The 22,465-nt window shown below is 65.0% G+C and carries 21 protein-coding genes; 10 read left to right on the forward strand and 11 right to left on the reverse strand.

The window, feature by feature from the left end; translation table 11 throughout:
- Positions 1-3: 3 nt before the first annotated feature.
- The 7 genes from CIT39_RS25540 to CIT39_RS25570 all read left to right on the forward strand — a co-directional run bounded on the left by CIT39_RS25540 (position 4) and on the right by CIT39_RS25570 (position 6,669).
- Positions 4-885, forward strand: a complete 882-nt coding sequence (locus CIT39_RS25540; RefSeq protein WP_094974127.1) for an AAA family ATPase — start codon at positions 4-6, stop codon at positions 883-885.
- Positions 882-2,003: a vWA domain-containing protein gene (locus CIT39_RS25545; protein ID WP_094974126.1), complete on the forward strand. Its 1,122-nt coding sequence runs from the start codon at positions 882-884 to the stop codon at positions 2,001-2,003. Before CIT39_RS25540 ends, CIT39_RS25545 begins: the two co-directional genes overlap by 4 nt.
- On the forward strand, positions 2,000-2,884 hold the full coding sequence (locus CIT39_RS25550; RefSeq protein ID WP_094974125.1) for an amidohydrolase family protein: 885 nt from the start codon (positions 2,000-2,002) through the stop codon (positions 2,882-2,884). The genes CIT39_RS25545 and CIT39_RS25550 overlap by 4 nt, the downstream gene beginning before the upstream one ends.
- A gap of 31 nt (positions 2,885-2,915) precedes the next feature.
- Entirely contained in the window at positions 2,916-3,764 is an 849-nt protein-coding gene (locus tag CIT39_RS25555; RefSeq protein ID WP_094891173.1) for an N-acyl homoserine lactonase family protein, read from the forward strand.
- 21 nt (positions 3,765-3,785) lie between these two features.
- A complete protein-coding gene (locus CIT39_RS25560; RefSeq protein ID WP_094974124.1) occupies positions 3,786-5,360 on the forward strand; it encodes an isochorismatase family protein in 1,575 nt (524 codons plus the stop codon).
- Positions 5,361-5,363: 3 nt separating this feature from the next.
- Entirely contained in the window at positions 5,364-5,990 is a 627-nt protein-coding gene (locus CIT39_RS25565) for an FMN-dependent NADH-azoreductase (RefSeq protein ID WP_094974123.1), read from the forward strand.
- A 193-nt stretch (positions 5,991-6,183) separates the two neighbouring features.
- Positions 6,184-6,669: a hypothetical protein gene (locus CIT39_RS25570; RefSeq protein ID WP_094974122.1), complete on the forward strand. Its 486-nt coding sequence runs from the start codon at positions 6,184-6,186 to the stop codon at positions 6,667-6,669.
- Positions 6,670-6,722: 53 nt separating this feature from the next.
- Here the strand turns inward: CIT39_RS25570 and CIT39_RS25575 are convergent, their stop codons facing one another.
- From CIT39_RS25575 to CIT39_RS25585, 3 genes are all read right to left on the reverse strand, one after another.
- Positions 6,723-6,941 (reverse strand): DUF6894 family protein, encoded by a 219-nt coding sequence (locus CIT39_RS25575; RefSeq protein WP_094974121.1) that lies wholly within the window; start codon positions 6,939-6,941, stop codon positions 6,723-6,725.
- Positions 6,942-7,232: 291 nt separating this feature from the next.
- Positions 7,233-9,038 carry an ATP-dependent zinc metalloprotease FtsH gene (gene ftsH, locus CIT39_RS25580; protein WP_244607451.1) on the reverse strand — a complete coding sequence of 602 codons (1,806 nt, stop codon included), beginning with the start codon at positions 9,036-9,038 and terminating at the stop codon, positions 7,233-7,235.
- Between the two features lie 212 nt (positions 9,039-9,250).
- Positions 9,251-10,072 carry a universal stress protein gene (locus CIT39_RS25585; RefSeq protein ID WP_094974119.1) on the reverse strand — a complete coding sequence of 274 codons (822 nt, stop codon included), beginning with the start codon at positions 10,070-10,072 and terminating at the stop codon, positions 9,251-9,253.
- A 129-nt stretch (positions 10,073-10,201) separates the two neighbouring features.
- On the opposite strand from CIT39_RS25585, the gene CIT39_RS25590 reads away from it, so the two are divergent.
- A complete protein-coding gene (locus tag CIT39_RS25590; protein ID WP_094974118.1) occupies positions 10,202-11,425 on the forward strand; it encodes an APC family permease in 1,224 nt (407 codons plus the stop codon).
- A gap of 88 nt (positions 11,426-11,513) precedes the next feature.
- Here CIT39_RS25590 and CIT39_RS25595 read toward each other — a convergent pair whose 3' ends face one another.
- From CIT39_RS25595 to CIT39_RS25630, 8 genes are read right to left on the reverse strand one after another with little or no spacing between them, the layout of a single operon-like run.
- Entirely contained in the window at positions 11,514-12,260 is a 747-nt protein-coding gene (locus CIT39_RS25595) for an SDR family NAD(P)-dependent oxidoreductase (RefSeq protein ID WP_094974117.1), read from the reverse strand.
- A 52-nt stretch (positions 12,261-12,312) separates the two neighbouring features.
- Positions 12,313-13,275 (reverse strand): carbohydrate kinase family protein, encoded by a 963-nt coding sequence (locus tag CIT39_RS25600; protein ID WP_094974116.1) that lies wholly within the window; start codon positions 13,273-13,275, stop codon positions 12,313-12,315.
- A 36-nt stretch (positions 13,276-13,311) separates the two neighbouring features.
- Positions 13,312-14,004 (reverse strand): L-fuculose-phosphate aldolase, encoded by a 693-nt coding sequence (locus CIT39_RS25605; protein WP_094974115.1) that lies wholly within the window; start codon positions 14,002-14,004, stop codon positions 13,312-13,314.
- A gap of 19 nt (positions 14,005-14,023) precedes the next feature.
- Complete coding sequence (locus CIT39_RS25610) at positions 14,024-14,788, reverse strand: hotdog family protein (protein ID WP_094974114.1); 765 nt, start codon at positions 14,786-14,788, stop codon at positions 14,024-14,026.
- Positions 14,789-14,809: 21 nt separating this feature from the next.
- Complete coding sequence (locus CIT39_RS25615) at positions 14,810-15,379, reverse strand: peroxidase-related enzyme (protein WP_094974113.1); 570 nt, start codon at positions 15,377-15,379, stop codon at positions 14,810-14,812.
- 14 nt (positions 15,380-15,393) lie between these two features.
- Positions 15,394-17,706 carry a molybdopterin-dependent oxidoreductase gene (locus CIT39_RS25620; RefSeq protein WP_094974112.1) on the reverse strand — a complete coding sequence of 771 codons (2,313 nt, stop codon included), beginning with the start codon at positions 17,704-17,706 and terminating at the stop codon, positions 15,394-15,396.
- Positions 17,703-18,461 carry a CoA transferase gene (locus CIT39_RS25625; RefSeq protein WP_094974111.1) on the reverse strand — a complete coding sequence of 253 codons (759 nt, stop codon included), beginning with the start codon at positions 18,459-18,461 and terminating at the stop codon, positions 17,703-17,705. The genes CIT39_RS25620 and CIT39_RS25625 overlap by 4 nt, the downstream gene beginning before the upstream one ends.
- The gene (locus CIT39_RS25630) at positions 18,461-19,270 is read right to left on the reverse strand and encodes a CoA transferase subunit A (protein ID WP_181955176.1); all 810 of its coding nucleotides are present in this window, start codon (positions 19,268-19,270) and stop codon (positions 18,461-18,463) included. Before CIT39_RS25630 ends, CIT39_RS25625 begins: the two co-directional genes overlap by 1 nt.
- Before the next feature lie 245 nt (positions 19,271-19,515).
- Between CIT39_RS25630 and CIT39_RS25635 the strand changes: the two genes are divergently transcribed.
- On the forward strand, positions 19,516-20,670 hold the full coding sequence (locus CIT39_RS25635) for an ABC transporter ATP-binding protein (RefSeq protein ID WP_094974110.1): 1,155 nt from the start codon (positions 19,516-19,518) through the stop codon (positions 20,668-20,670).
- Positions 20,667-22,463, forward strand: coding sequence for an ABC transporter permease subunit (locus CIT39_RS25640; RefSeq protein ID WP_094974109.1), 1,797 nt, complete (start codon positions 20,667-20,669; stop codon positions 22,461-22,463). The genes CIT39_RS25635 and CIT39_RS25640 overlap by 4 nt, the downstream gene beginning before the upstream one ends.
- The last annotated feature ends 2 nt before the right edge of the window (positions 22,464-22,465 follow it).

Below are 22,465 nucleotides of genomic sequence, written 5' to 3' on the forward strand. Positions count from 1 at the left end.
ACCGTGGCAGTTCGCAGCAACATCGTCGGCATCGACAGCCCGGAGGCCTTGGAGAAGGCGCTGCGCGCGGCTTATTACCTCGCCGACGAGGGCCTTGCGACATCAGCCTATCTCGGCCTCGCGCTCGGCAAGCCCCTGCTGCTCGAAGGCGCGCCGGGCGTCGGCAAGACGGAGGCGGCGAAAGCGATCGCCGCCGTGCTCGGCCGGCGCCTGATCCGCCTGCAATGCTACGAGGGCATCGACGCCTCTGCCGCACTCTATGAGTGGAACTACCCGCGCCAGATGCTGGCGATCCGCCAGGCCGGCGACGAGAGCATCGACATCTATGGCGAGACCTTCCTGATCGAGCGTCCCATGCTGGCCACGCTCCGCGCGCCCGACTCCACCGTGCTGCTGATCGACGAAATCGACCGCGCCGATCAGGAGTTCGAGGCCTTCCTGCTGGAATTCCTCTCCGACTTCCAGATCTCGATTCCCGAGCGCGGCACGGTGCGCGCCGCCGAACGCCCCGTGGTCGTGCTGACATCGAACCGGACGCGCGATCTGCACGAGGCCTTGCGCCGCCGCTGCGTCTATCACTGGATCGACTATCCGACCGCGGAGCGCGAGGCGCGGATCATCATGATGCGCGCCTCCAGCGTCGCCGACGCCACCGCCCGCGCCGTCGTCGCGGCCGTCGAGAAACTGCGGCGCGAGCCCCTGAGCAAGGCGCCCGGCATTGCAGAGGCCGTCGACTGGGCGGAGGCTGCGACGCTGCTGCATAACGGCGGCGCGCGCTGGCCGGATGCGTTCAAGCGCTCGATCGGGGTGGCGCTGAAGGACGAGGAGGATCTGCATTTCATCTCGCCGCGGCTCGATGCCATGCTCGCGGAGGTGACCGCATGAACACCGAGCCGCAGCTCCCGCGCGCCGCGCGCATCTTCGTCGCCTTCGTCCCGCTGCTACGCGCGAACGGCTTTGCCGTCGCGCCGGAACAGACGACGACGTTCCTGGCCGCGATCGAGCTGCTCGGCCCGCGCAGCATTGAGCACATCAGGCAAGCCGCACTGGCGACACTGGCTCCCCCGCCCGAACGCCGCGCGACCTTCGACCGGCTGTTCGACCTGCATTTCCGCGGCAGCGAGGCCATCGAGCGTACCCAGGACGGCGAAGACGACGAGACCGTCCGGCTTCAGGAGGAAGGCCGCGGTGATGAGGAACCGCTTCTCTCCGATGAGGCCAACGAGTCCGGTCTCACCGCGACCCGAAGCGAGGCGCTGGTCGAGCGCCGTTTTGGGGCGACATCGAGCACGGATGCATTGCGCCGCCTGGCACGGGAGGCGCCGCGGCGGTTGCCTCGGCGGCGCGGCCATCGCCGCATGCGCGCCCGACGCGGGCCGTTTGCCGATCTCCGCCGCACCTTGCGCGACTCTGTCCGCAGCGACGGCGAGATCCTGCGGCTCGGCCACATGAAGCGGCGCCAGCGCCCGCGCAAGATGCTGCTGCTGATCGACGTTTCGGGCTCGATGAAGAGCCGCACCGAAGAGAACTTGAAGCTCGCGCATGCGCTGGTGCAGGCGGCACCCAGTGTCGAGGTCTTCACCTTCGGCACGCGGCTGACCCGCATCACCCGCCCACTGCGGCTGAAGCGCCGCGAGCAGGCCATGAACGCCGCCGCGCATCTGGTCAGCGACTGGGACGGCGGTACCCGCATCGGCGACGCACTTCAAGCTTTCCTCGCCGTGCCCCGCTTCGGCGGCTATGCGCGCGGAGCCGCCGTCGTGATCGTCTCCGACGGACTCGAGCGCGGCGAGACCGACGCACTTCGCGACGCCGTCGCGAAATTGTCGCGGCGGGCCTGGCGCCTGAGCTGGTTGACGCCGCTGGCGACGAGCCCTGGTTTCCGCCCGCAGACCGAAGCGCTCGTCGCGATCGAGCGCTTCGTCGATGACATCGTGGACGGCGGTTCGAGCGCGTCAATCGTCGCCCATATTCTGGCGTTGGGACGAAGGAGAGCAGCGTGACCGGCATTGTCGACGGCCATCATCATATCTGGCGGCAAGCCGATCTGCCCTGGCTGACCGGCCCCATGCAGCCCCGCATCTTCGGCCCGTATGAACCGATCCGTCGCGACTATCCGATTCAGGAATATCTCGATGACCTCGAGGGCGCCGGCGTCACGCGATCGGTCTATGTGCAGACCAACTGGGCCAACGACCGCTTCGAGGACGAGGCGGCCTGGGTGCAACAGACAGCGGACGAGCACGGCTGGCCGCACGCGATCGTCGCCTATGCCGATTTTGCCGTGGACGACGTGCGCCCGCAGCTCGATCGCCTGAAGCGCTATCCACTCGTGCGCGGCGTGCGCATGCAGCTGCACTGGCACGAGAACCCGCTCTACCGCTTTGCGGCCCGGGCGGACCTCTGCGCCGATCCGATGATCCGCCGCAACGTCGCGCGTCTCGCCGACTACGGCTGGAGCTTTGACCTGCAGGTCTTCACTCCGCAGATGCCGGACGCCGCTGCGCTGGCCGAGGCCTGCCCCGACGTGACCTTCATCCTCCAGCATGCCGGCATGCTGGAGGATCTCTCGCCTTCCGGCCGCGCCGCCTGGCGCAGCGGGATGGCCCGGCTCGCCGCCTGCCCGAACGTCGTCTCAAAGCTGTCCGGGCTCGGCACCTTCATCCATCGCAACGATCCCGCGCACATCGCTGCCGTGCTTACCGATACCGTCGCGATCTTCGGCGCCGAGCGCTGCCTGTTCGGCTCCAATTTCCCGATCGAGAAATTGTGGACCAGCTATCGCGAGCTCGTCGGCGCCTTTCGCGCGGCAGCCGCGCCGTTCAGCGCGGAGCAGCAGGACGCCATCTTCAGGACGACCGCGACGCGCGTCTACCGGCTTTGACAAACAAGAAACAGATGAGGGAGGGCAACGAATGGCGCTGGAGATCAAGATCCTGGACTATGGCGATATCGAATTGGAATCGAGCTTTCTGGTGCTCGGCCGCGACTGCGGCCGCACCCGCCGCGTCCTCACCCTCGGCTTCCTGATCCTCGGGGGGAAATATCCGGTCGTGGTCGACACCGGCTACCGCTCCAACCAGATCATGGAGACGCTGGGCATGCGCGGGCTGCAATACCACGAGAACATGATCGAGAACCAGCTCGCGCGCCACGGCGTGCGCATGGGCGACGTCCGCTTCGTCTGCCACACCCATCTGCACATCGACCATGCCGGCAAGGACGATCTGTTCCCGATGAACACGACCGTCGTGCTCAACCGCAAGGAGCTCGAATATTCCGTCTCCGGCCTGATGCATCCGCAATATCCGGCGCCCGACATCAAGCACCTGATCGACCGCCTGCACACCAAGAGCGCGCTACGCTTCCTCGACCTGGAGATCACCGGCCCGATCGAGCTGATGCCCGGCGTCTATTGCGACGCCGCCAACGCGCACACCGAGGGCTCGATGAACGTCATCGTCGAGACCGCCGACGGCATCGCGACGATCTGCGGCGACGTGATCTACGATTTCAACGACCAGATCGTGACGCCCTTCAACGAGATCAACGATTGGGAGCCGCGCACGACAGGCAATCATGGCACCAGCAAGCGCGCCGAGAAGGCCTCGATCAAGAAGCTGCTGAGCAATTCGCGCTATCTGCTGCCGGTGCACGACCGTCCCGCCAAGATCGAAGGCGGCAACGTCGTCGGGCGCCTGCACGATCAGGTCCCCGGACCGATCGTGCAGTCTTTGCCCGCGCGCAACTGGTTCCCGGCCTGAGATGATCTGAGGAATCGACCGATGACCCACGTCACCTTGCGAAGCGAATTCGAAACCCTGGTCGACCCCTACGCGCCGGTCGCGCAGGTCGGCACCGGCTTCGACTTCACGGAGGGGCCGATCTGGCATCCGGTCGATCACTATCTGCTGTTCTCGGACATGCCGGGCGACGTACGCCGTCGCTGGGACGCGCGGCGCGGTGTGGCCGAGGTTAAGCGTCCCTCGAACAAATGCAACGGCATGACCTATGATGCCGAGCTCAATCTGATCGTCTGCGAGCACGCGAGCTCATCGCTGATCCGCGAACGGCCGGATGGGCGGCGCGAGGTACTGGCTTCGCATTTCCAGGGCCAGGAGCTGAACAGCCCGAACGACGTCTGCGTGCACTCCTCCGGCGCGATCTATTTCTCGGACCCCTGGTACGGCCGCATGCCGGTCTATGGCGTCGAGCGGCCGCGCCAGCTCGGCTTCCAGGGCGTCTATCGCGTCGTGCCCGGGGGCGAGCCGAAGCTCGTGGTCGAGCGCAATTTGTTCGACCAGCCGAACGGGCTGTGCTTCTCGCCGGACGAGACGCTGCTATATGTCAACGACACGGTGCAAGCGCTGATCCGCGTCTTCGACGTCAATGCCGACGGTTCGCTGTCGAATGCGCGGGTGTTCGCAAGCGGCATCCGCTCCGAGTTGGAGGCCGGCCTGCCCGACGGCATGAAATGCGACCAGCATGGCAATGTCTGGGTCACCGCGCCTGGCGGAGTCTGGGTCTATTCGCGACACGGCGAACTGCTCGGCAAGGTCCGCGTGCCCGAGATGGTCGCCAACCTCGCCTGGGGCGGACCGGATTTCCGCACGCTGTATCTGACCTCGACGCATTCGGTCTACGCTATTCCGACCAAGGTCGGCCCGCGGCATGAGCCTTATATGAGCGGCCGGAGAAGCGGCGGCGGCCAGGCGGCAAGCGCCTCGCCGGCGGCGCCGATCCTCGCCGATGGCGACATGCGGCTCGATCCGCAGCGCTGTGCCATGATCATCCAGGACCTCCAGAACGACGTCATCATGGATGGCGGCGCCTTCGCCGAGTCCGGCGCGCCGGGACATGCGAAGCAGCAGCATGTCGTCGAGAATGTCCGCCGCCTCGCGGAGACCGCGCGGGCCCGCGGCGTCGCCATCATCCACGTCTGGTTCGTGGTCGAGCCGGGCGCGCCCGGCGTGACGCTGAACGCGCCGCTTTTTGAGGGTCTCGTCGACAGCAAAGCGATGGTGCGCGGCAGCTGGGGCGCGGCGCCCGTTTCCGGCCTCGAACCGCGGCCAGGCGATTTCGTCGTCGAGAAGATGCGGATGAGCGCGTGGGAAGGCACGCGGCTCGAGACAATCCTCAAGGCGACCGGGCGCGACATGATCATCAACACCGGTGCCTGGACCAACATGTCGGTCGAGCACACCGCCCGCACCGGGGCCGACAAGGGTTACTTCATGATCGTGCCCGAAGATTGCTGCTCGACCATGAACGCGGACTGGCACAATGCCTCGATCAACTTCGCCATGCAGAACGTCGCGATCGTCACGAGGGCAGACGCCGTCATCAACGCGCTGAGATGAGCGGTGGCAAAGCTCCTGCACCTCTCCTGCTCACCGCGCGCCGACTCCGAGTCGACCGCCGGCGCGCGCGTCTTTCTTGACGGCTTTCGCCAGGCCCGGCCGGACTGGGACCTCGACGTCATGGACCTCTGGCGGGAGCGGATGCCGGAATTCTCGGGCCCCATCGTCGAGGCCAAATATGCCCGGCTGAACGGGCAAGCGTTCAACGACGCGCAGCGCGACAGCTTTGCCGAGGCCGAGCGCATGGCGCTGCGGTTCTCGTTGGCCGATCGCGTGCTGATCTCGACGCCGATGTGGAACTTCGGCATTCCCTACAAGCTCAAGCAGTGGTTCGACATCATCGTGCAGCCCGGGCTGACGTTCCGGTTCGACCCGTCTCAAGGCTATCTGCCGCTGCTCAAGGACCGGCCGACGCTGGTGATTCTCGCCAGCGGCAGCGACTTTGCCACCGGCATGAACCGCGGCCGCATCGACATGGCGACGCCTTACCTGCGCGACATCCTGCGCTTCATCGGCATCGACAATGTCCGTTTCGTGCCGATCGGGCCAACCACGGGACCGCAGCAGCCGATCGAGGCCGCGCGGGACAGGGCCCATCGACGTCTGGCCGCAATGGCCACGAATTTTTGAGCACCTGGCAACGCCGCGCCGTCTAGGGAGGCCCGATTTCTGCTGAGGCTTGCGCATCCCCTGGTCGGGCTTGGCGATAGACGTGCCCCGGCTCCGCCCACAGGAATGCGGCGAGCGCAGCAGGATTGATTCACCGCAAGAGCACGGAGCGTGGTCCTGATATTCAGGCTTCCAATCAGCAAGGAATGGTCGGATGACGCTGAAGAATTGGTGCGCGGTTCTGGTGATTTCGGCGGGCGCGGTCTCATCCGCGATCGCCCAATCCGACTTCCCGCCCTCCGCGAACAGCAAGCAAGAAGCGCCTCGCCTCGTCGAGGTCATGAGCATGGCCCAACTTCAGCATCTCAAATTGTGGCATGCAGGCAAGGCGGGAAACTGGGACCTCGCCGCGTATGAATTGCGCCAATTGACCAACAGCTTGGCCGAAGCCGCCATTTTCTACCCGGCAATTCCGATTAGCAACGTGACCACGATGAAGGAGCCGCTGCTCTCGATCGCGGACGCGATCGCGGCGGGAGACAATCGCAAGTTCGCCGTTTCCATGCGCGGGCTGACCGACGGCTGCAACGCCTGTCACACTTCAATGGGACGCGGCTTCATTGCGATCTCCGTTCCGACCGGCGGGCAACCGCCCGCCAATCAGATCTTTTCGCCATCCGGAAGCGGCAGGAAGAAATGATGCGGCCGGGCCGAATGATCGCGGCCCCGGCTCTCGTGGCGGCGGGCCAATGATCAGGTGGCGTCTGGATAAATTCGCTCGCGGTGGACTTCCCGGCCGCTCTCATCGATGACGATGACCTGCAGGTCGGGATGGCCTTTCGGCTTCTCTCTGCGCACCTTATCGGCGAGATTCTTGCTGTGCACGATGGCGGCACCATCGCTCACCAGTTCCAGTCCGGACCTGTCCCGGGCGGGTACACCGTCCTTCATGTCGAAATAATATGTGGGCATGAACTCCTTCCCGCGTCTTCACGCGGCTCGTTTGACGCCATCATCCCGGGAAAAAGGAGCTGCCGAGGGTGGGGTGGCCCGCGGCGACCGGAAAATCAAATCATAATGGGACAGCCGGGTCGAAATCTTGACCCGGATCAAATCCGGGACAATCAGGCAGGTCTCAAAGGACCCCATTCTTTGCGTAGGGCAATCGCATATTTCAGCGATTTCGCCATGCTTCGAGACGCCCGCCGCTAGCGGGCCTCAGGACGAGGACCGAGTGCGCGGCACATCAAGCTGCCAGCGCCGTCATGCGGCGACCGGCTTGCTTCCTTCGGAGCGTTTACCTCGCAACGGCGCAAACTGCTCGGATGTCAGGGTCTCATTTGCGATCAACAGTTCGGCGCCGGCATCGAGATCTGCCCGCCGGTGCTGGAGGATCTCCCGGGCGCGGCGGCCTCCCTCCTCGATCAGGTTACGTACGGCGAGATCTATCTCGCGGCCGGTTGCCTCCGCGGCCGCAACGATCTTGTCCTGCGCCGCCACGAGAAAGGCCTGCGGCTTCGACGCATAGGTGCGTTGCCCCACCGTCTCGTCCATACCGTACTTGGTCACCATTTCGATCGCGACTTCGGTCGCACGTTGAAGGTCATCGGCTGCACCGGTCGAGATCGCCCCGTCGAAGATCAGATGCTCCGACGCGCGCCCTCCCATCAGCACCGCGATGCGGTTCTTCAGTTCCTCGACCGTCAGCAGGAACCTGTCTTCGGTCGGACGCTGAATGGTGTATCCGAGCGCGCCGATTCCGCGCGGGACGATGGACACCTTCTGCACGGGATCGACGCCGGGCAGGCTGGCCGCAACGAGGGCATGACCCATCTCGTGATACGCAACCCTGCGCCGTTCGCCCTTGCTGAGTACCCTGCTCTTCTTCTCGATGCCGGCGACGATCCGCTCGATCGCCGTGACGAAATCGTCGAACGTGACCTCCTCGGCGCTCCGTCTGGTCGCCGCGATCGCGGCTTCGTTGATGAGGTTTGCGAGGTCGGCCCCGGTGAAGCCGGTCGTGAGACCAGCCACCTTGTCGAGATCGACGTCTTTGCTGGTGTGAATCTTGGGGGCGTGCACCTTCAGGATCGCAACGCGCCCGATCTTGTCCGGCCGGTCAACCAGCACCTGCCGGTCGAACCGGCCTGCGCGCAGCAGCGCCGGATCCAGGACCTCGGGCCGGTTGGTGGCCGCCAGCAGAATGACGCCGGCGCTCGGGTCGAAGCCGTCGAGCTCGGACAGGAGCTGATTGAGGGTCTGCTCCTTCTCGTCGTAGCCGCCGAACGACTGCGGCCCGCGGCTGCGTCCCAGCGCATCGAGCTCATCGACGAAGATGATGCATGGGGCCGCCTTGCGGGCCTGCTCGAACAGATCCCGAACCCGGGCGGCGCCGACGCCGACGAACATCTCCACGAATTCCGAGCCCGAGATCGAGAAGAACGGGACGCCGGCTTCTCCCGCGACCGCGCGGGCCAGCAAGGTCTTTCCCGTCCCCGGCGGTCCAACGAGCAGGATGCCCTTGGGAACATGCGCTCCCAGGCGACCATAGCTCTTGGGATCCCTGAGGAACGACACCACCTCCTGCAGCTCGAACTTCGCCTCGTCCACCCCGGCGACATCGGCGAAGGTGACCTTGATGTCCTTCTCGACGTAGACCTTTGCGCGGGACTTGCCGATCGACATCAGCCCGCCCAGGCCCTGGGCGCCACCGATCCCGCGGCCCATCCAGAACCAGATCAGGAAGAAGGCGATGACCGGGAAGATCCAGGACAACAATGTCTGCAACGCTCCACCACCGGGAACGCCGGTAACGCTCACGCCCTTCGCCGCGAGCTTTTCGGCCAAGGCCATATCGACCCGGGCGGTGACGAAGGCGGATTTGCCGCCCGGAAGCGGCTCTTTCAATTTCCCCTGGATCGTATCCGAGCCGACGGACACCTCCGTGATCTTGTCCTGGGCGAGCAACTGCTCGAACTGGCTGTAGGGAATGGTTTCGGTCGAACTATACATAGCAAGGCCGAACTGCAGCATGACGAGCAGCAAGCCACCCGCCAAAATGGCAGCCATCGCGAGGCCCGGCTTCCGTGAACCTTGATCGGACTCCAACCTGCTTCTCCCATCGCCATCAGCTGCAGCTTGAATGGTAATGAGGAACAGCGGGTCTCCGCTTGATTCAGCTCAACACCGCCGACCGTGGCGGCGCATGGCGGTCCGGATAGGCGTCCGCGGAGGCCGGTGCGTTTTGCCCGGCCATCGCACGCCCTCCGATTGTGTCGGCGTCAATGCGACATCAGCAGGCAGGTCGGAGCCTGCTGCAACAGGCTCTGCGTCATGCCGCCGAAAATCCATTCTCCCAGTCGGCTATGTCCATACCCGCCGGTCACGACGAGGTCGGCACCGACGTCGGCGGCCAGCCGAACGAGATAGCCTGCGTCGGGTTCCGCCGTATGCACGCGCACCTCGTGCTGGCAATTGACGCCGTGCCGCTGAAGATACCTAGCAACGTCTCGCACCCGATCACGCGCGGAATCCTGTTCGCTCGACGTGCAGATTTCGGCGATCGTGACTTGCGAAGCCCGCGTCAGAAACGGCAGTGCATCGCGAACGGCCAGTCGCGCCTCCCGGGCATCTTTCCATCCGACCACGATCCGATCACCCGACAATGTGGTGACGCCGTCCGGCACCGCAAGGATCGGACGGCCCAGCCGCAACATGGCTCCGGCCGCATCGAGGTAGTGAGTGGATTTGGCCTTCAGCTGGCTGCGCCGCACCACGACAAGGTCCGCCGCCCTGGACTGCTCGACCAGGAATTCCGTCGGAAAGCCAATCGCCCAACGCCATTCCACCTTTTCGCTCGGCAGGCGAACGATGCGCCTGAACCAAGCCTCCTTGGCCGAAAGAGTTGCGCGCATGCGCTCGAGATCGTCGGCGGTCGTCTGCTCGATGATCACGCCTTCGGCGACGAACGGAGGCCCTGTTGCGATGGCCGAGACGCCGAGCAGGGCTGCCCCAAAGCTGTTCGCGACGCCTTCGGCGACGGCAATCTGCCCTTCGTCCTGCTGCTGGGAATCGACGTAGACCATGACGCTGGCAAGAGACATAGCGTTGCTCCTTTGCTCGGATCATCCCTTTATCTCGCGTTTCCCGGCTATCCCGTTGACGCAAATCAAGCGGTCCTGCGGACGGTCAGTTACTGACGTCCAGTCAAGCAAGGAATCGCTTCTCGTCAGATGACCGATTCATCCGTCGACATGTCAGGCAATCTGCGCCGCCGGCTCGGCCTTCCCTTGCTGGTCCTCTACGGGACCGGCATTACGATCGGCGCGGGCATCTATGTTCTGATCGGCGCCGTGGCCGGGCACGCCGGCCCATATTCCGTATGGTCGTTCCTGCTGGCAGCCTTGGTCATGGGGCTCACGGTGGCATCCTACGCGGAGATGGCGACGCGGTATCCGGTGAGCGCCGGTGAAGCAGCCTATGTGCGAGCTGCGTTCAATTCCCGGCTGCTCTCGACGATCGTCGGGCTCCTGACATTGTGTACCGGTGTGGTCGCAGCCGGCGCAGTCACTCTGGGGAGTGTCGGCTATATCAGGCAATTCGTCGATCTACCCCCGCCAGTCATCGTCGTCGCGGTCGTCATGTCGCTGGGAGCGATCGCGGCCTGGGGGATTCTTGAATCCGTCGTGTTGGCCGGTGTGTTCACGGTCATCGAAGCCGGAGGGCTCGCATGGATCATCCTCGCAGCCATTTGGCATATGCCGTCGTTCCCCTCGGCGCTCGTTGCCTTTCCTCCGATGAACGCAGCAGCGCTCTCGGGAATTGCCTATGCGTCCCTGCTCGCGTTCTTTGCCTTTGTCGGATTCGAGGACTTGGCGAACGTGGTTGAAGAGGCCAGGGTTCCGCACAGGGACATTCCGCGCGCCATGGTTCTCACCCTCCTGATAACATCAGTCCTCTACATTCTCATCGCTGCGATATCGATTACAGCCGTGCCGACCGATCGCCTGACCGCCTCGCCTGCTCCGCTCAGCCTGGTATTCCGCACCGTAACGGGCATGGAGCCCGTGCCGCTCAACGTGATCGCCGTCGTCGCAACGCTGAACACCGTCCTCGCCCAAATGACCATGGCCGCGCGCGTCATTTACGGAATGTCGCGGCAAGGCGACCTGCCGCGCCTGCTATCTCGTGTCCACGCGAGCACCGGCACACCCGTGATAGCGACCGGCCTGGTCATGCTTTCCGTGATCGCCCTCGCGCTCGCATTTCCGATCGAACGACTGGCCACCGGCACCTCGGTCGCCACGCTGGCGACGTTTGCGATGGTCAACCTGTCGCTGCTCTGCATTCGCGCGCGCCATGTCCATTCGGTCGAACGGCACGTTCGGGTCCCGATCTGGGTGCCGATCCTGGGGTTCTTGACATGTCTGACCATGATCGGGGTTGCAATCGCTTAGGGACCGCACTTCCCGGCCAAGGAGCGGGCTCTGTGCGGTCTTTCGCGAACAACGGATTGGGATCATCAAATGACGAACGATACCGTCGCTAGCTGTAGAAGATACCTCCGTCCACGTTAAGGGCTTGGCCGGTTACAAACGCTGAATCATCGGACGCGAAAAACGCCACGGGCCCGACGACGTCTTCCGGCTGCCCGAGCCTGTGCAGGTCCGTGACCTTTTCGAAATAGGCGACCCGCTCGGGATCGCGAAGATTGTTTATCCCCATCTCCGTCATGATGATGCCCGGGCATACGGCATTGACCGTGATGCCGAAGCCTCCGAACTCCATGGACGAAACCCGGGTGAAGCCGACCACGGCCGACTTCGACGCGGCGTAGTGGGACTGTCCCGGACCGCCCGTTCGGGCCGCGAGCGAGGCAATGTTGACGATCCGTCCGTATTTGCGTTCCTTCATGTGCGGCACCAAGGCCTGGGTCATCTGGAACACGCCGCGCGTGTTGACGGCGAACGTCTGATCCCAGGTTTCGGTGGTCAATTCGTCGATGGTCGCCAGCCTGAGTATTCCCGCATTGTTGACGAGGACGTCGACGTGCCCGAGATCCCGGACCGCTTCAGCCACGGCGCGCCTGCAATCGGCGGCGTTGCTGACGTCGCCCAGCACCGGGATGCAGCGGCGGCCAAGCTCCTTGACCTCGGAAACGGTCTCGAGGAGGACCTTCTCCTGCGCTGCGATGTCGGTCAGCGCGAGATCGTAGCCGCGCCTCGCAAGACCAAGCGCTATCGCGCGGCCAATTCCACGGCTTGCTCCGGTCACGATCGCATGTCGGGCCATGTTGCGTTCTCCCCTGTCGTTCGGATGAATGTTTCTTGATGGTGTGGATGGATCAGACGCGAGCCGGCTTGCGGACCGGGAGGCTGTTCATGGCCTTCACGGTCTCTTCGAACGACACGAGATTGGCGCCCGAGCCCAGCCCCGTCGCGACGATCGCGGCCGTCGCGGTCGCGAGCCTGGCGCAGTCGAGCAAGTCCCAGTCGCGCGCGAGACCGGCGATGAAACCGCCCGTGTAGGAATCGCCGCATCCCGAGGTGTCGCGAACCGCAACCTCGAACGCCGGCACCGTGAACTGACGTCCGTCACGCGTCATCACGAAAGAGCCATCGGCACCGAGAGAGATGGCGCAGGCCCCCGCTCCCCTCTCGATGAAGAACCGCGCACACGCGGCGGGATCGTCGGTTCCGACCATGGCACTGGTCTCGTCGATGCTCGGCATGAAGAAGTCGACGTAAGGCAGCAACGGTTCGACCAGCGCCAGCGTTTCGCCTCGCGCCTGGATCAGATCGAGCGTCGTCGTGCAGCCGGCCGCTTTCGCGTCCCGCAGCAAGGCAACGGATGGCGCGCCGTCCATCGCGAGCAGGGAGCCGACCCCGCCGAGATGCAGAATCTTGCTCCGGCAAGCGGCCATTTGCGCTTCGGGCGCGATCCGCCAGCGGGCAGAAGCCCCCCTTGCGTGCATGACCGGACGCGAGCCGTCGGGCCGGATCGGCAGGATCGTGGCCGAGGTCGGGCTGCCGGCCATCCGCTCCATGAGGGAAATATCGATGCCTTCGCGCTCCAGCGCGTTCAGCATCCAGTCTGCCTTCTCGTCGGAGCCGACGGCGCCAACCGCGAGCGCCTTCAGACCGAGACGCGCGCAAGGCACAACCGTTCCGCCGGCCGTGCCTGCCACCGCGAGCCGGATTTCTTCGATCAGCAAGCGTCCGCCACCGGGCGGAATCTCGGTGACCGGGACCCCCAGAATATCCAGAATATACGTGCCGCAGACGCTGACGTCGTGAGTGTTTGCCATGAGTTCTCGCAGGAAAGTGGTTTGAGCGGGATTCATCTAGCTCGGTTGCAGGGGAATCTTGAGCGCGCCGTCGTTGTCGCGCAGGCCGTACTGCCCCCACCGCTTCAGGATGCTGTCGATCTCCTCGTCCGGCAGCAGCGGAGGAGAGCCAAGCTGAAGACAACCGTGATATTGCTTGGCAAGCACCTCCACCTCCACCGCGAGCCACATCGCCTTGCGCAGGTTGGGACCTGTGGCGATCAGCCCGTGATGGGCGAGCAGGCAGGCGCGTCGATAGCGAAGCGCGTCAAGGGCCGCCTGCGACAGTTCGGCCGTGCCGTATTGGGCGTAGGGTGCGCAGGGGATGTCGTTGCCGCCGGCGGCAGCGATCATGTAGTGAATCGCGGGGATCGCGCGATTCATGATCGCGATGATAGTGCAGAAGATCGGATGCGCGTGAACGACGGCGCCGACCTCCGGCTTCGATCTCAGGATGTCGAGGTGAAAACGCCATTCCGTCGACGGAACGTTGCCGGCCGACGCGGCCCATGAACCATCCCACTTCATGGCCACGATGTCCTCGGGCTTCATGCGGTCGTATGGAAGACCGGACGGCGTGAGCAGCATGCCGTCGTCGGTTCGAACGCTGATGTTTCCGGACGTCCCCTGGTTGATGCCTTGCGCCGCCATCTCGCGACATGCGTCGATGACGGACTGACGAAGCTCGAGCTCTGTTTCGCGACTGGTCATGCGCTGTTCCGACTCCCGTTCATGTCGTTGCTCCAAGCTGAACCTGGCGGTCGACCAGCAGCCACGTGGTTCGTGCGACCGCCAACACGTCCTGTTCCGAGCTCAACAAGGCGCTCTCGGCAAAGAGCTTGCGGCCCTCCCGCCCGGTCGGCCAGGCCGTCACCACGCAACGATCGCCGGGGCGTGGCCGGCGCTCGATCCGCGCCGCCATGCGTCCGAGCAGGGCCGTCTCGTTTCCATTCAAGCCCAGGTGACGGGCACCCACGCTGCAATAGCCGGTCGGACAATCGAGGGCGGCCCAGACGAATTCGGGCGCGATATAGCCGTCCTCGCCGGACAGGCTGCCATGAGGTATCCAGGACGCTGCGAACACCACAGGCTTGCCCGGGACTGCTCCCGCCTGCACCGGACCTGCGAAGATCCGAAGACCGTCGCCATGGCCGCGCGCAGGGCCGCAGACAAAGCAGCCCGGAAGGTCGTGGGTCTGCGCGTCGTAGGGTGTTCTGGCGACCGCTTCTTCCGCCGCCTCGTAGCTCACGCCGGGAATATCCCGAACGTCCATCCTCGTTGCGGACGCCGTCGCGAGCAGCCTGTCGTTCTCGCGCAGCTCAATGGTGCCATCAGATGCGGTCAGAACGTCGAGCGGCCGCTCCAGCGGCGGTGGCGCGCGTAGCGTGACTTCGGCGTCTCCGGCGACGTGCCTTGCGACACATCCGCATACATAGCCTCCGTTGCCGGAGTTCGGCGGTCCCCGGAAGCGTCTGTCGATGACAAGCGATACCATTGCGGTCTTCGTCCGAGGCGTTCAGCGGCCCATCGCAAAGAATTCGTCGTTCGGACGCATGCTGGTGACGTTGGCGAGGCGGTTCGACATCCCGAAAAATGCCGCGATGGCCGCGATGTCCCAGACGTCCTCCTCCGTGAATCCGTGTCCCTTGAGATCCCGTACGTCGACATCGTCGACCTCATAGGCGCGCGCCGAGACCTTCATTGCGAAATCGAGCATCGCCCTTTGCCGCGCGGTGATATCGGCCTTGCGATAGTTGACGGCGACCTGGTCCGCGATCTGCGGATTCTTCGCCCGCACGCGCAGGATCGCGCCGTGTGCGACGACGCAATACTGGCATTGATTGGCGCTGCTGGTCGCCACCACGATCATCTCGCGCTCGGCCTTGGTGATCGGCCCGGGCTTGTCCATCAGCGCGTCGTGATAGGCGAAGAACGCCCGAAACTCGTCCGGGCGATGCGCGAGCGTCAGGAAGACGTTGGGCACGAAACCGGACTTCTCCTGAACCGCCTCGATCCGCGAGCGGATATCCGCAGGCAGGGTCGCGACGTCGGGGACGGGAAAGCGGCTGATGGCGGGTGCAGACATGTTGCAAGCTCCTGTTAGACTGCCGCGAGCGCGGCGAGCGTTTCCTGATAGGCCTCGAACGCATCGCGCCGATCGGCAGCGTAGGGCTCGACCCGCACGAGGCAGGTGTGGGCCGAACAGCCCTGGCCGAATTGAGACGTGCCGATGTCGAGCGTGAGCACGTTCGGATTGCCGGCAACCTCGAGGCCGCTATTGCCGGTCGGCGTGAACCATGCGCCGGTCGGGAGCACCAGCACGCTCCGGCGAACCTTGTCGGTGACCTCGGCCGTCGCCAGGCACTCCCCGCGGCCGTTCCAGATACGGATCGTCTGACCATCGGCGATGCCGAGAGCATCCGCGTCGTCGGGATGCAGGTGAGCCCGTTCACGGCCGTTGCGCTTCATGGCCCTGCTCGATGCGCCGGTTTCGAGCTGGCTGTGAAGACGGCCCGCCGGCTGGTGCGAGATGAGGTGCATCTGGCCGGCATCGGCGGCGTTGCCGAGCCATTCAGCCGGCTCGATCCACGCCGGATGCGAGCGACAATCGGCATAGTCCAGCCTGGCCAGAGTCGCGCTGCCAAGCACGATCTTTCCACTTTCGGTCCTCAGCGCATGGGCCTCCGGCTCGTTGCGGAAGTCGGCAAGGAACGTCTGCTCGGCCTTGACCGGGCAGCGAGCATAGCCGGCTTCCCAGAACGCATCGAAATCAGGCATCGTGAAATCGAAGCGCTTCGAAGCGTCGCTGCGGCACTCTTCGTAGAGATGCCGGACCCAACCCATCTCGTCCCGGCCCTCGTTGAAGCGATCGGCCACTCCGAGCTTGCCTGCAATGGCGTTGAAGATATCGAAGTCGGAGCGGGATTCGCCGAGCGGCTCGATTGCCTGCTTCATCGCCAGGATGAAGTCGGAACGCCTGTTGCCGGCAAGATCGTTGCGCTCGATCGACGTGGTCGCCGGCAGCACGATGTCCGCGCGCTGAGCCGTCGCCGTGAACATCGGATCCTGCACGATGATCGTCTCGGGCCTCGTCCAGGCGTCCGACAGGCGATTGAGATCCTGATGATGGTGGTAAGGATTGCCGCCCGCCCAATAGACCAGCCTCGTATCCGGATAGGTGCGGAGCTCGCCTTCATAGCTGAATGGCCGGCCGGGATTGAGCAGCATGTCGGTGATCCGCGCCACCGGGATGAAGCTGTCGATCGGTCTGGTCAGCTGTGAGATGGCCGGAGACCGGGCCAGGTTGAGCGGCGCTCCCACGCCCCCCAGGGAGCCGTAGCCGTAGCCGACGCCGCCCCCCGGCAATCCGATCTGGCCGGCAACCGACGCGAGTCCGAGCGCCGCCCAGAACGGCTGCTCGCCATGATGGGCGCGCTGCAGGCTCCAGCTCACGGTCAGCATGCTGCGCGTGTCGACCAGGCGCCTTGCGAGCCCTGCGACCTTCTCCGCATCGAGGCCGCAGATGCCCGCAGCCCAAACCGCCTCCTTGCGGACGCCATCCGCCTCGCCTTCGAGATAGCGAAGCAGGCGATCCGCGCCGCTGGTGCAGCGCGCCAGGAAATCCCTGTCGTGCCGGCCCGCCTTCACGATCTCGCCGGCAAGGCCGAGCATCAGCGCAGTGTCGGTGTTCGGGCGGATCGGCCACCATTCGGCGTTGACCCAGTCTGGCAGATCGTCCTTCAGCGGCGAGACATGAATCACCTTGACGCCGCGCGCGACGATTTTCCTGAGATAGGTTTCAAGTCGGTGGCTGCCGATTCCGCCGGCCTCGTTCTGCGCGGTTCGCGGCGAGAGCGCGCCGAACACCACCAGCGTTTCGGTGTGCTGCGCGATGGTGTCGAGCGTGTTCGCGCGGCCGCCGCATGCATCGTCGCTGCCCAGCGTGTGCCGCAGGATCACGGGACCTGCCGCGATCGAATAGGTGTCGACATGCCTGGTGAAGCCGCCAACCAGGTTGAGCATGCGCTTCAGAAGCGACGAGGCGTGGTGCAGGCGGCCCGAGTTGGTCCAACCGTAGGAGCCGGCGAATATCGACGCATTGCCGAAGGTGCCGGCGACGCGGCGCACTTCATCCGACACCAGCGTCGTTGCCTCGTCCCAGCTGACCGGCACGAACTTCTCCCGGCCACGGCCCCGGCGGTCGCTCTTCTCGCGCTTGTCCAGCCAGCCGGAACGGACCATCGGTCGCAGAACGCGGCGCGCCGGGTTCGCCCATTCGGCGACAGAATGGATGATCGGGGAAGGAGCCGGATCGTGCTCGAACGGCTCGACGCCCACGATGCGATTGTCCTCGACGAGGATCGTATACGCACCCCAATGGCTGCAGTGCGGGACCCGCTTGACCTCGCTCATGCGTCAACCGTCCCAAGCTCGCGCCGCATCTGCGCGGCGAATTCGGGATAGGTCTCGGCGAGTTCGTCGAACACGCGGCTGCGGAGCAGGTCGAGTGTCGCTCGATCAGGCAGCGCGGTCTGCCGCGGCTCGGCGTCATGGGCGAACCGAAAACCGGTCGCCTCCTTGATCTCCGCGAGATCATGCCCGGGATGGACGCTCTCCAGCTCGAAGCCCGGCCGCGTCTTGTCGAAGCGGAAGAGGCCTTTGCCGGTCAGCAGGGCGATAGGACCGCCGCTCCGGAAAACCCCGTCCGGACTGACACCCGGCGCACTGATGAAGTCCACCTTCTCGACGAAAACACGCGGCGTATGCTCCTCCCGGAACAGGATGACGCGCGGTACGACGAAATAGAGATAGGCCGACCCGAACGAGCCGGGCCAGCGCACGCTCGATCGCGGATAATCCCCGGCGCCGACGAGGTTCACGTTGCCGAAGCCGTCGATCTGGCCACCGCCGAGGAAGAACGCATCGATTCGGCCCTGCCCCGCGCAATCGAACAGTTCCGCCGAACCGTTGGTGAAGAAATTGTGCTCGACGGAGCCGAGAATGGAGATGCGTGGACCGACGGCGCCCTCCGCCTCCTTCATTGCACGCAGCAGCATCGCGCCGGCGGCGGGAATCGGAGACGAGGCGCCGACCGCGACATGCCTGACGCCATCGAGCAGCCGTGCGATCGTGCAGATCAGCACTTCGCGAGGGAGGACCTCGGCCATCACGCGGGCTCCATCTGCGCCTGGGCCATATAGGCGGAGAAGCCGTCGGCCGTCCGCGCGGCTTTCGCGTAGCGTGCGATCTCCGCGCTGTCTGTCGGATACTCGCCCCACAGGCCATAGGGCCACGCCCCCTTCGGGGCCAGCGCGACCGCCGTGACGTAGAGCGCGGGCAGCACGCCGGCAGCGCTCATCTCGTCCGCAAGCAGATTCTCCTCGACGATGCGCTCCACCGTGACGAGCGCGATCCGCGAGGCGTAGGCCATCGCGGCAAGCTCGCGGCGCCGTCCGATCCAGACATTGCCGAAGCGATCGGCCATCGGCACGTGGAAGATCGTGACGTCGGGCTTGATGGCGGGAATCAGCACGATCGGATCGCCTCCGTCCGCCATCGGATTGTCGACGACGCGCCAATCGTCGCGATGCCGGAGCAGATCCGTTCCGATCAGCCCCCGGAGCGGCATGAAGGGACTGCCCTTCTGCGCCGCCATCAGGCCCGCGTGGATGGCAGGGCACGTCGCGTCCTTGAGTCGAACCGCGCCTTCCTTGACGGCGGCGTTGAAGCGGGGCGCTCCGCCCGCTTCGCCAAGCGAGACGGCGCTGGTCTCCACCGTGCGGACCAGACCCGCGCCGACGAGCTGGTCGACCTGCAATCCGCCGGTCGGCACGCACACGAGATCGAGATCGCCCGCGCCATGCTCGATGATCGGCCGCGTCATGACCATGGAGACGCCGGCGTAATCCACCGGCAGCGCCACGCGCATGCCCGGCTCGATGTGCTTCGCCATTGCGCGAGGCTCGCTCAACACCATCATCCTCCCTGCGATTGTTCTATATTGTAGAACACTATTCCAAATAAATGTTAGACGGATTTGAACGCGACTGTCAATCTGACTTCACCGGATAGGCCTTTGTTTGCAGGGAATGTCGCCTGCGCAGGCGATCGCGGCGCGCGCGGCTGCGTCGCGGTTGAACGGCGCGACTTGACAAGTGCGCGCGCTACGCCAACAATAATTGGAATAGCGTTCTACAATATAGAACATGTGGGAGGGGAAGAATGGGTGAGCCCGCGGCTCTGCGCACAACGCGCTCCGGCGACGTAGGCGCTCGGACGTCGCCGAGCGGCCTCCCGCGGGAGCGCGGCACCATCGGATCAAGCATCGCCGTCCGCGACGCCGTGAAGCGATACGGCAGCTTTCATGCGGTCGACCGGATCAGCATCGACATCGAGCCGGGTGAATTCATCACGCTCCTCGGCCCTTCCGGCAGCGGCAAGACGACGCTGCTCAACCTCGTGGCCGGATTCCAAAGCCTCGACAGCGGCGAGATTCTCGTCGACGGCAAGCCCGTCCACAACGTGCCCACGCACAAGCGCGGCTTCGGCATGGTCTTCCAGAGCTACGCGCTGTTTCCCAACATGACGGTCAGCCAGAACGTCGCGTTTCCGCTTCGCATGGCGGGCGTCGACCGGGCAACCACGGACCGACGCGTCGCCGAGACGCTGGAAATCATGCGCCTGACGGAGCATGCGACGAAGTCCCCCTCGCAGATGTCGGGCGGGCAGCAACAGCGCGTCGCGATCGCCCGCGCCATCGTCAGGAGGCCGAGGGTCGTGCTGATGGACGAACCGCTCAGCGCCCTCGACAGGCGGTTGCGCGAATCGATTCAGATCGAGATTCGCGACCTGCACCGGACCATCGGCAGCACGATCCTGTTCGTCACCCATGACCAGGGCGAAGCCCTGACCATGAGCGACCGCATCGCCGTGCTCAACGCAGGCAAGATCGTCCAGATCGGCCGCCCGCTGGACATCTATCGACATCCAACGGATCGCTTCGTCGCCTCGTTCGTCGGCGAGAGCAACCTGATCGAAGCGGAGATTCTGCAGAAGCGCGGATCGACGCTGACGATGAAGAACCGCGCGGGATACGTGTTCAGCGCCGAAAGCCGCGACACGATCGACGTCGGGCGCGCAACCGTGCTGGTGCGTCCCGAACGCATTGCCGTATCGAACGAGCCGACTGCGAATTCCACGCCCGTCAGCGTCACGTCTGCGATCTTCCTCGGCGAGATCCTGCGGATCGAGGCGCACATGGAGGGCGGAGAGCCGCTCCTGATCAGGTGCACCGACATGGCGGACCGGCCCCTGCCCTCCGTCGGGGATCGTCTGCACGTGAGCTGGGGCGCAGCGGATTGCTGGGTGCTTGCATGAGCTCGGCATCGATCGGCGTCCAGGCGGACCGTCCTGCGGAGCTTGATCTCGTCAGGAGGCTGAAGGATCCGGCGCTGCTGCTGCTGCCGGCGCTTGCCTTCCTGGCCTTCATCTATCTCCTCCCGCTGATCGATCTGATCCGTATCAGCGTCAGCGGTCCGTCGTGGTCGTCGTATTTCGCGCGGGTGTTCGCGATACCGCTCTATTGGGATTCGCTCGTCCGCACGATGCAGATCTCGGTGACGGTCGCAGGCCTGTGCCTGCTGTTCGGATATCCGACTGCGCTGCTCATACATCGCAGTCGCGGCATTGCCCAGGTCCTGATCGCGACCGCGATCGTGCTTCCCTATTTCATCGCCATCCTGATCCGGACCTACGCCTGGATGGTCCTGCTCGGCCGCAACGGGCCGGTCAACAAGCTGCTGGTCTCGATCGGCATATTGAGCGAGCCGGTGCAGCTTCTGTTCAACCGCGGCACGGTGCTTCTCGGAATGACCGCGGTGCTTCTGCCGCTGATGGTGCTGACGATCTATTCCAGCGTGGCGCGCCTCGACCAAAGCCTGACGCGCGCGGCGCTGGCCAGCGGCGCCGGGCCTCTTGCGGCGTTCTGGCGCGTGTTGCTTCCGCTGACCTTGCCCGGGATGGGCGCCGGCTTCCTGCTGGTCTTCGTCGCCGCGATCGGCTTCTTCATTACGCCGACCCTGCTCGGGGGACCCGGTGACCAGATGTTCGCCATGCATATCACCCAGCAGGCGGACTCGGTCACGTCGGAGGGATTCCTGCAAGCCTTGGGCGTGGTGCTGCTGACGATCACGCTGGCGGTGGTCGCGGTGGCCGGACGTTTCCTCGGATTCGAGTTCATCTGGGGCGGCCGCAAGCTGACGGAGGCCGCGCCGAGAGCCACAGATCGCCACGCTGGCGACGTCGGCCGCCGCAGCTTCGGCGCCTCGGTTGCCGATTTCATCGGTTGGCCGCTCCTGCGGCTGTTCGGGCGGCTGCCGGCGAGCTGCGGGGCCTGGACCGTGCGCCTCATGGGCGGCCTGGTCATTGCCATTCTCATCCTGCCGATCATCGTGGTGATGATCATCTCCTTCAGCAGCGCGAGCTATCTGACCTTCCCGCCGCCGGGCTTTTCATTGCGCTGGTATGAGCAGTTCTTCTCCGATTCGAACTGGATGCGGGCGTTCTGGACATCCCTGGTCGTCGCGGCGATGTCGGCCGCGATCGCGATCGCGCTGGGCGCCTCGGCGGCCCTCGGCATCGTCAGGAGCAACATTCGCGGCAAATCAGCCATCATGCTGCTTCTCGTGAGTCCGATCATCGTTCCTCCGGTCGTGCTCGGCCTGTCGCTCTACAGCCTGTTCCTGCGTTTCGATCTCGTCGGCTCCGTGTTCGGCCTTGCCGCCGCGCATGCGATCGGCGGCCTTCCCCTCGTCGTGGTGATCCTGTCCGCCTCGCTTCAAGGCGTCGATACCAGGCTCGAGCAGGCAGCGGCCGTCCATGGCGCGTCCTCCCTGACGGTGTTCCGCCTGGTGACGCTGCCGGCCATCATGCCGGGCCTTGCCGCAGCGACGTTCTTCGCCTTCCTGCATTCGTTCGATGAACTGGTGTTGACGCTGTTCCTGTCGAGCGCGGAGCTGAAGACGCTTCCGCTGATGCTGTGGGGCGACGTCAACTATCGGCTCAACCCGGTGCTGGCCGTGGTCTCGACGCTGGAGGTGCTGCTGGTGGTCGCAGGGCTCGCCCTTGCACGCCCCGTTCTCGCGACGTCGCGGAAGGCGACGTCACAATGATC

This window comes from Bradyrhizobium symbiodeficiens, assembly GCF_002266465.3.
GTDB lineage: Bacteria > Pseudomonadota > Alphaproteobacteria > Rhizobiales > Xanthobacteraceae > Bradyrhizobium > Bradyrhizobium symbiodeficiens.

Excerpts from the sequence above, each read along its gene's own strand:
- CIT39_RS25545 (WP_094974126.1), top strand. The coding sequence starts at position 882 with ATGAACACCGAGCCGCAGCTCCCGCGCGCCGCGCGCATCTTCGTCGCC.
- CIT39_RS25555 (WP_094891173.1), top strand. The coding sequence starts at position 2,916 with ATGGCGCTGGAGATCAAGATCCTGGACTATGGCGATATCGAATTGGAA.
- CIT39_RS25560 (WP_094974124.1), top strand. The coding sequence starts at position 3,786 with ATGACCCACGTCACCTTGCGAAGCGAATTCGAAACCCTGGTCGACCCC.
- CIT39_RS25570 (WP_094974122.1), top strand. The coding sequence starts at position 6,184 with ATGACGCTGAAGAATTGGTGCGCGGTTCTGGTGATTTCGGCGGGCGCG.
- CIT39_RS25575 (WP_094974121.1), bottom strand. The coding sequence starts at position 6,941 with ATGCCCACATATTATTTCGACATGAAGGACGGTGTACCCGCCCGGGAC.
- ftsH (WP_244607451.1), bottom strand. The coding sequence starts at position 9,038 with ATGGCTGCCATTTTGGCGGGTGGCTTGCTGCTCGTCATGCTGCAGTTC.
- CIT39_RS25585 (WP_094974119.1), bottom strand. The coding sequence starts at position 10,072 with ATGTCTCTTGCCAGCGTCATGGTCTACGTCGATTCCCAGCAGCAGGAC.
- CIT39_RS25590 (WP_094974118.1), top strand. The coding sequence starts at position 10,202 with ATGACCGATTCATCCGTCGACATGTCAGGCAATCTGCGCCGCCGGCTC.
- CIT39_RS25595 (WP_094974117.1), bottom strand. The coding sequence starts at position 12,260 with ATGGCCCGACATGCGATCGTGACCGGAGCAAGCCGTGGAATTGGCCGC.
- CIT39_RS25600 (WP_094974116.1), bottom strand. The coding sequence starts at position 13,275 with ATGGCAAACACTCACGACGTCAGCGTCTGCGGCACGTATATTCTGGAT.
- CIT39_RS25605 (WP_094974115.1), bottom strand. The coding sequence starts at position 14,004 with ATGACCAGTCGCGAAACAGAGCTCGAGCTTCGTCAGTCCGTCATCGAC.
- CIT39_RS25610 (WP_094974114.1), bottom strand. The coding sequence starts at position 14,788 with ATGGTATCGCTTGTCATCGACAGACGCTTCCGGGGACCGCCGAACTCC.
- CIT39_RS25615 (WP_094974113.1), bottom strand. The coding sequence starts at position 15,379 with ATGTCTGCACCCGCCATCAGCCGCTTTCCCGTCCCCGACGTCGCGACC.
- CIT39_RS25620 (WP_094974112.1), bottom strand. The coding sequence starts at position 17,706 with ATGAGCGAGGTCAAGCGGGTCCCGCACTGCAGCCATTGGGGTGCGTAT.
- CIT39_RS25625 (WP_094974111.1), bottom strand. The coding sequence starts at position 18,461 with ATGGCCGAGGTCCTCCCTCGCGAAGTGCTGATCTGCACGATCGCACGG.
- CIT39_RS25630 (WP_181955176.1), bottom strand. The coding sequence starts at position 19,270 with ATGGTGTTGAGCGAGCCTCGCGCAATGGCGAAGCACATCGAGCCGGGC.
- CIT39_RS25635 (WP_094974110.1), top strand. The coding sequence starts at position 19,516 with ATGGGTGAGCCCGCGGCTCTGCGCACAACGCGCTCCGGCGACGTAGGC.
- CIT39_RS25640 (WP_094974109.1), top strand. The coding sequence starts at position 20,667 with ATGAGCTCGGCATCGATCGGCGTCCAGGCGGACCGTCCTGCGGAGCTT.